Source organism: Martinezella lusitana, assembly GCF_900094565.1.
GTDB lineage: Bacteria > Pseudomonadota > Alphaproteobacteria > Rhizobiales > Rhizobiaceae > Rhizobium > Rhizobium lusitanum.
This window is the reverse complement of record NZ_FMAF01000041.1, coordinates 35768-41767: the sequence shown is the minus strand read 5'-3', so window position 1 is coordinate 41767 and position 6000 is coordinate 35768. Positions and strand designations below refer to the sequence as shown.

General features: G+C 58.5%; 3 protein-coding genes and 2 pseudogenes. 3 read left to right on the top strand and 2 right to left on the bottom strand.

What is annotated here, in order from left to right:
• Window positions 1-80: 80 nt before the first annotated feature.
• Entirely contained in the window at window positions 81-761 is a 681-nt protein-coding gene (locus tag GA0061101_RS35395) for an argininosuccinate synthase domain-containing protein (RefSeq protein WP_004119915.1), read from the bottom strand.
• 1 nt (window position 762) lies between these two features.
• Between GA0061101_RS35395 and GA0061101_RS35390 the strand changes: the two are divergent.
• From GA0061101_RS35390 to GA0061101_RS35380, 3 genes and pseudogenes are all read left to right on the top strand, one after another.
• Window positions 763-1191 (top strand): annotated as a pseudogene (locus GA0061101_RS35390) (beta-barrel domain-containing protein); the annotation flags it as partial.
• Between the two features lie 386 nt (window positions 1192-1577).
• Window positions 1578-2995: pseudogene (locus GA0061101_RS40995) on the top strand (M10 family metallopeptidase C-terminal domain-containing protein); the annotation flags it as partial.
• Window positions 2996-3320: 325 nt separating this feature from the next.
• Entirely contained in the window at window positions 3321-3722 is a 402-nt protein-coding gene (locus GA0061101_RS35380; RefSeq protein ID WP_004119921.1) for a twin-arginine translocation signal domain-containing protein, read from the top strand.
• A gap of 431 nt (window positions 3723-4153) precedes the next feature.
• Here the strand turns inward: GA0061101_RS35380 and GA0061101_RS35375 are convergent, their stop codons facing one another.
• Entirely contained in the window at window positions 4154-5203 is a 1050-nt protein-coding gene (locus GA0061101_RS35375; protein WP_004119923.1) for a class I SAM-dependent methyltransferase, read from the bottom strand.
• Window positions 5204-6000 lie beyond the last annotated feature (797 nt).

Here is a 6000-nt window from a genome sequence, read left to right as displayed (position 1 = left end):
ACAAGCGCAGTATCAAACTCAGACGAAACAAAGCAGGCAGAAACCCACAATACATGGCCGAAATCATCCGAGCATGACTGTTAACCCGGATTCAGAGCCGTGGTTTCGAGGTGCCGCAGCGCGTCCATGATGATGGCCGCCGCGGGCGCCTCGCGGACCTCGAGAACCTTTTCACCGGTTGAAATGTGTTCGAGCCCGACAAAGCGGCCGTGTCCGAATTTACCAACTGTTTTATTTAGGAGCGGGATTGTGTCGATCAGTGCAACGTCATGGTCATCAATTGACACGAGATTTCCGTCGATAAACCCCAGTTTGATCTCTACCGGCTGCTGCGCGGCAATGTTACGGGTCCAATCAAACGCCTCTTCCGGGATAGAAAAGTTCTCGGGATCGTCCAAAGGTCCAGACTCAAATTCCCGGCACCAGAGGTTTTCGTCCCCGCTCCACGTGCGATCCGTCACAAAAGTCAGTCCGAACTTGGAGAGGGCGGCGGCCTTCTGCTGCCGGCAAATCACCGAGCATTCATACGGACTGCCGAAGTTATCGGAGTCCACGCGATAGATTTCCGACGCGGTGAGCGACACAGCACCGTAACCTTTGGTCCTGATGGTCTGGGGTGCCTGAACAACCGCAATTTGCTTAGCACCCGAGGAAAAGAACTGACCTATCTGGGATTGGGTCCAATATTGCGCTCCTTGCCCTTTTGATGCGCCGCGAACAAAAGCGAGAATCCCATCCTCGGTGGATACGAGATTCCACATGCGGCTCTACCAGCTCGCAGTCCACACCATCAACGGCGTCGTCATGGCAGGCGAGACGCTGATGCTCGTCGTACCGGAGGCAGATGATCTGACCGTCGAAGCCCGGGTGGCCACCCGTGACATCGACCAGATCCACGTCGGGCAGTTGGTCGAGATCCGCTTCAGCGCCTTTAACCAGCGCACCACGCCCGACGTCGAGGCGGAGGTCGTGACGGTCGCTCCCGACCTCGTAACCGATGAGCGCACCGGGGCCACCTATTATCCGCTGCGCATCCACCCCGATCCGGAAAGCCTCGCCAAGCTCAAGGGCCTTTCGCTCTACCCCGGCATGCCCGCCGAGGTCTTCATCAAGATCGCCGACCGTACCGTCATCTCCTACCTGACAAAGCCGCTCACCGACCAGATGCAGCATGCGTTTCGGGAGGATTGAGCAGCGCGTGGCTGGAGCGGCGAGTAGGTATCGGCGAATGAGGTGGGCGCCTCGGGCGGGGCAGCGGTTTTTAAGAACGATGCGTTCCGGGGGAATGCTTCGTCGGCGTATGGGGGTTCGCAGCGCCTCACGTGCAGGCTGTGGCTCATATGTAATTGGGGTTAGGACAGGAGCAGTTCAAAATCCTGCGCTAAGGACGAATGGATCATGAACATCGGTTATTGGCCTCTGAGTAGCAACGGTACAGAAAACCTAAGCGATCGGGCGGTTTATGGTGAGGTCAATCCTTCTCTACTGTGCGTCCTCCAAACTGGTACCGGAAGTCTTGACCCCTGCAGAACGGTACAGCCGTAACTGCGCACAATCGAAGAGAGAGGAATCCCAAGATGCCGCATCCAAGCCAGACCGGAAAACCAAGCCAGACGAGCGACGACTGGTGGATTAACGACCAGACGCCCGACAACCCATATGGCAAGAGCGAGGATTATGAGTCCTTTATCGACCATCTTGGGTCATTGCCCAGTTGGCTGACGCCCGAGATCGCTGCGGGAACGGTGAGGATCAATCTCTACGAACTCAACAACCACCCGGAATACAAGGCCGCCGCGATCGGCGCCTTAGAGATGTGGGCGTCTGTCACACCCCTGAAATTCGAAATCATCGACGACGCGCCGTTCGACGGCACCACGGACCAGATTGAGGTTGTCAGCCCCGAACTTGGCGAGGAGGACGATGGCATGGCCTATTCGAACGGTCACCATGTCAGCATCGGCCAGGGTTTCGACGACAAGGAAGCCCACAAGACCGATGTCGGCGGCTATGTCTTCCAAGCCTTCATGCATGAATTCGGCCATCAATTCGGTCTGAATCATCCTGGAGACTACAATTACAGCGGTCCCGACGGCGCGAGCCGATCACCTATCGGAACGATGCGACCTGGATATATGATCGGTGGCAATACAGCGTCATGTCCTATTTCGATAGCAACGCTGTCGGCGAAACCAGCCTCTGGTTTGCGTCGACGCCGCTTATGGCCGACATCGAGGCCTTCATTCGCCGCCTTTTTTCAACCGTTGACGCGAATGGAGTGCGCACCTACCAGCACATCGACCTCAACACAGAGAACAATATCTACGGCTTCGGGAGCCCACAGCGTAGCTACCAGCTGACCTCCTCTGGCAAGCAGCATGACATCGGCTTCGCGATCCATGATACCGGCGGGACCGACACGATCGATTTCTCCGGCTCGACGGCGGGTACGATCCTCGACTTGCGCGCCGGACATTTCTCCAGCGTCAACGGTTGCAGCAACAATGTTTCGATCTTCGCTGGACACAACGCGGATGCGACCGACTATTACGTCGAGAACGGCATCGGCAGCAGCCATGACGATGTCCTGATCGGCAACGACGGCGCCAACGTCCTCGACGGCCGCGGCGGCGCCGACCGCATGGCTGGCAACGGCGGCGACGATATCTATTTCGTCGATTCCCCGGACGACGTCATTCACGAGAAGGCCAACGGCGGGAACGACACCGTCATCCTCCTGTCCAAGAACCTGAAAATTCCGCAAATCGCCAACGTCGAACACATCATCTACGCCGACGAATTGCCTGGCAACGATGGCAACATCCTCTGTGGCGGAGCTGGCGAGGACACGCTGACCGGCGGCGAGGGTCAGGATACATTCCGCTTCTCGCCTGAGCTTGGGAACGGTAATGTCGAGCGGATCAAGGACTTCAGGGTGATCAACGACATGATCCTGCTGGACAGTCTCGTCTTTGAGAGCGGCGGTGGAGACGGCGCTCTCGCCTTGGGCGCGTTCCACGGGAGCGCGGAGGGCATCGCTCATAACGCAGGCGACCGCATCATCTACAACACCGATAGCGGCGCGTTGTCATATGACGTCGACGGAGGCGGAGAGCTTGCGGCCATTCAGGTTGCGCAGCTGACCCCAAATCTGAGGCTTTCGGCAGCCGACTTCATTGTCATCTAACTCGATACCAGGAGGGGCGCTTGCAGGCGCCCCTTCCGATACTACATTTGCAGTGGTTTATCTTTTCGAGCCCTTAGCTGAGCGGCAATCTCGCTACCGCAGGGCCTTGCGAGGCAATCATGGAGAGTGTGCGATGAAGCACCGGACCGACCGCCGCACAGTATTACAGGCCGTTGGGGCTGCGGCTGTTGCGGCGGTCGCCGGACCAGTCGCTGCTCAATCGTCGGATATTCGCGGCACGGTCACGTTCGAGGGCGGCGCGGTGATACCGAAGGGTCGTCTTGAGATTTATCTCGAGGACCGTGCCATTCAAAATAATGCGCGACGTCGCGCCACGGAAACGCGCATCAGAAGCGACGGCGGGTCAAAGGCGATAGCCTTTTCCTTGTCCCTGCCCGCAAGCTCGGCTGCTTCGAGAACGCTGCAGATCGTCGCGCGCTTGGAGCGTGCGGATGGCCTGCTGGTTGCGCGCGGGAGCACCCAGCTCAAGGCGGCTTCGCCTGTCGACGTCACACTCAACATCGTGATGTATTAAGGGGGCAAGACCAATGACTGACGACAGAACTCGTCTCGAAAATCGATGTCGACAGGTGACCGCCTGACTCGCGCGTAGACACTGGCTAATAGCGGCAGGCTTTGCTCCACCAAACTGGCGCACCATCAAATCCCAGGTTGAGAGATCGATCTGCGGGTGAGGGCACCCAAGGGCTAGGGACTTTGGTTGTTCGGCCGCCTTTCAGAAGGGGCGTGTGAGCTGCTCATAGGTCCGCCGGTACAAGGCGTCGCCAAACAGCCGCAGGACAGCGTTCCGGATCGCACTCGAACCCGGCCTAAGTTTATCGCAAGCGCGCGATTTCTCCTGTACCCAGCAGACGCGACCAAATTTCAAGGGCGGCTACCCGCTTTCCGACGTCACGCGCAGAGCGCCTGCCCCATCTGGCCGGACCGATGCGTCACTCATTCTCGTCAGGTTGCTTCGAGCACCATGTTGAGGGGCGTCTGGGCTGCACGCCGGATATGAGTGAAGCCGCCTGAGCGGATCACCTCGGCCAATCGCCGCTCTCCAGCTTGCGCACCGAGCGCGAGCCCTGTCTCCTGGGCAAGCGAGGTCGGAACGCAGATCATCGTCGAGGCTGAGTAGTAGAGCCGTCCAACCGGATTGATATTCTCCTCCAGGGTATCTCCGGCCGTTGGTTCGACCACCATCCAGACCCCGCCTTTTTTTAACGCCTTTCGGATATGAGCCGCAGCGGCTTTCGGGTCGCCCATGTCGTGCAAACAGTCGAAGCAGGTGATCAAATCGAAATCTCCGCCGTCGAAATCCTGCGCCCGGCCAACCTCGAAGTGCAGGTTCGTCAACCCGTGTGCCTGGGCGTGCGCGATCGCAGCGGCAATCGAGCCTGCATGGAAGTCGTAGCCCACAAAGCGGGAATTGGGAAACGCCTGCGCCAGAAGGATCGTGGATAGCCCGTGCCCACATCCGACGTCCGCCACCTTCGCGCCCGTTTCCAATCTATCGATTACACCGTGGAGTGCCGGCAGCCAGTCCTGCACAAGGGAATTAATATAACCTGGGCGGAATAGTCGCGCGACGGCGCAGAACATGCAGCCAGCCTGATCTCCCCAGGCAACGCCTCGGCCGGTTTTGAAGGCGGACTGCACCTTCGGCTGGTTTTCGACCATCGCAGCAGCGATATCGAACGCGCCAACGAGATTGACCGCGCTGTCCGGCTCGGCAAACACGAAGGCCTGCTCCGGCGTCAGCGAGAACAATCCTCGCTCATGATGCACATAACCTGAGGCTGCCTGTGCCGCCAGCCACTCCCGCACATAACGAGGTGCGCATCCCGAGGCATCGGCAAGTTCGTCGGCCTTCACCGGCCCGACTGCCTTCAGCGTCCTGTATAGCCCGAGAGCATCTCCAATCCGTACCAGCGGCACGCTGAGCGCTCCGCCAAGGTCGTCAAGGACGCGGCTCACGAGTTCATTGAGCGTTGTTTCGTTGATTTCTGTCATGTGAAATTCCTCGTGATTTGTGGCGGCCTCATGCGCCGCTTGTGGTTCAAGGGGTCGGAAACAGATGAACTCGATGCCCTCGATTTCGGATGTATGCACCGCCTACGCTTTGCGTAGACGCTCATCTAGAACCTGCGCATCCCTCTAACTGCATGGCCTTCTCGCACGACAGTAACGCGTAGACGCTTGCGGTGCGCAAACTGGGCGGTTTAATCGCCATCCGTTTTCAGCGAATAATGCCGCCGATGGTACCTCCGTCGCGCTCTTGGGTTTAGCCCCCCGGCTTCTTCTGAGCACTACTCGTGCCAATCAGGTCGCCCCCGCAACCGTCCGAGATTGCGGATGTTTCATCGGGGGGGTGTAGGGTTGCGGACATGTCGTGTCGCAATCCGCCCCCGATCAGTGCCACGATGAAGAGGAAGTTTTGGGAGGGGCGACAACAAATGGGCGAAGACGGTATTAACGAACGCCCGGATCTCGATGCAAGCTGCGGGTCTGAAAGCCGAGGAACTGAGAATGGCCAACACTGATCTAATTCCGGCATCACTGCTCGCACGCAAGGCTGTCGTATGTCTGCGGCAGTCACAACCAGAGGTCATGTCTAACTTAGAATCATAAGCGGCCGAAGAATTCGTTTTTCTTTCCCAACCTGATTTCGCGATTCAAAGGTGCAGACGGACAGGCTGGTTGCGATTTCGCTCACTGGGGCGACCAGCCATAATCCCCATCGGCCTCCCCAACGCGTGCACTGGGTTGGACGCCGGGCGATCAACGGCCAATATAAAGTTTGTAAGGCG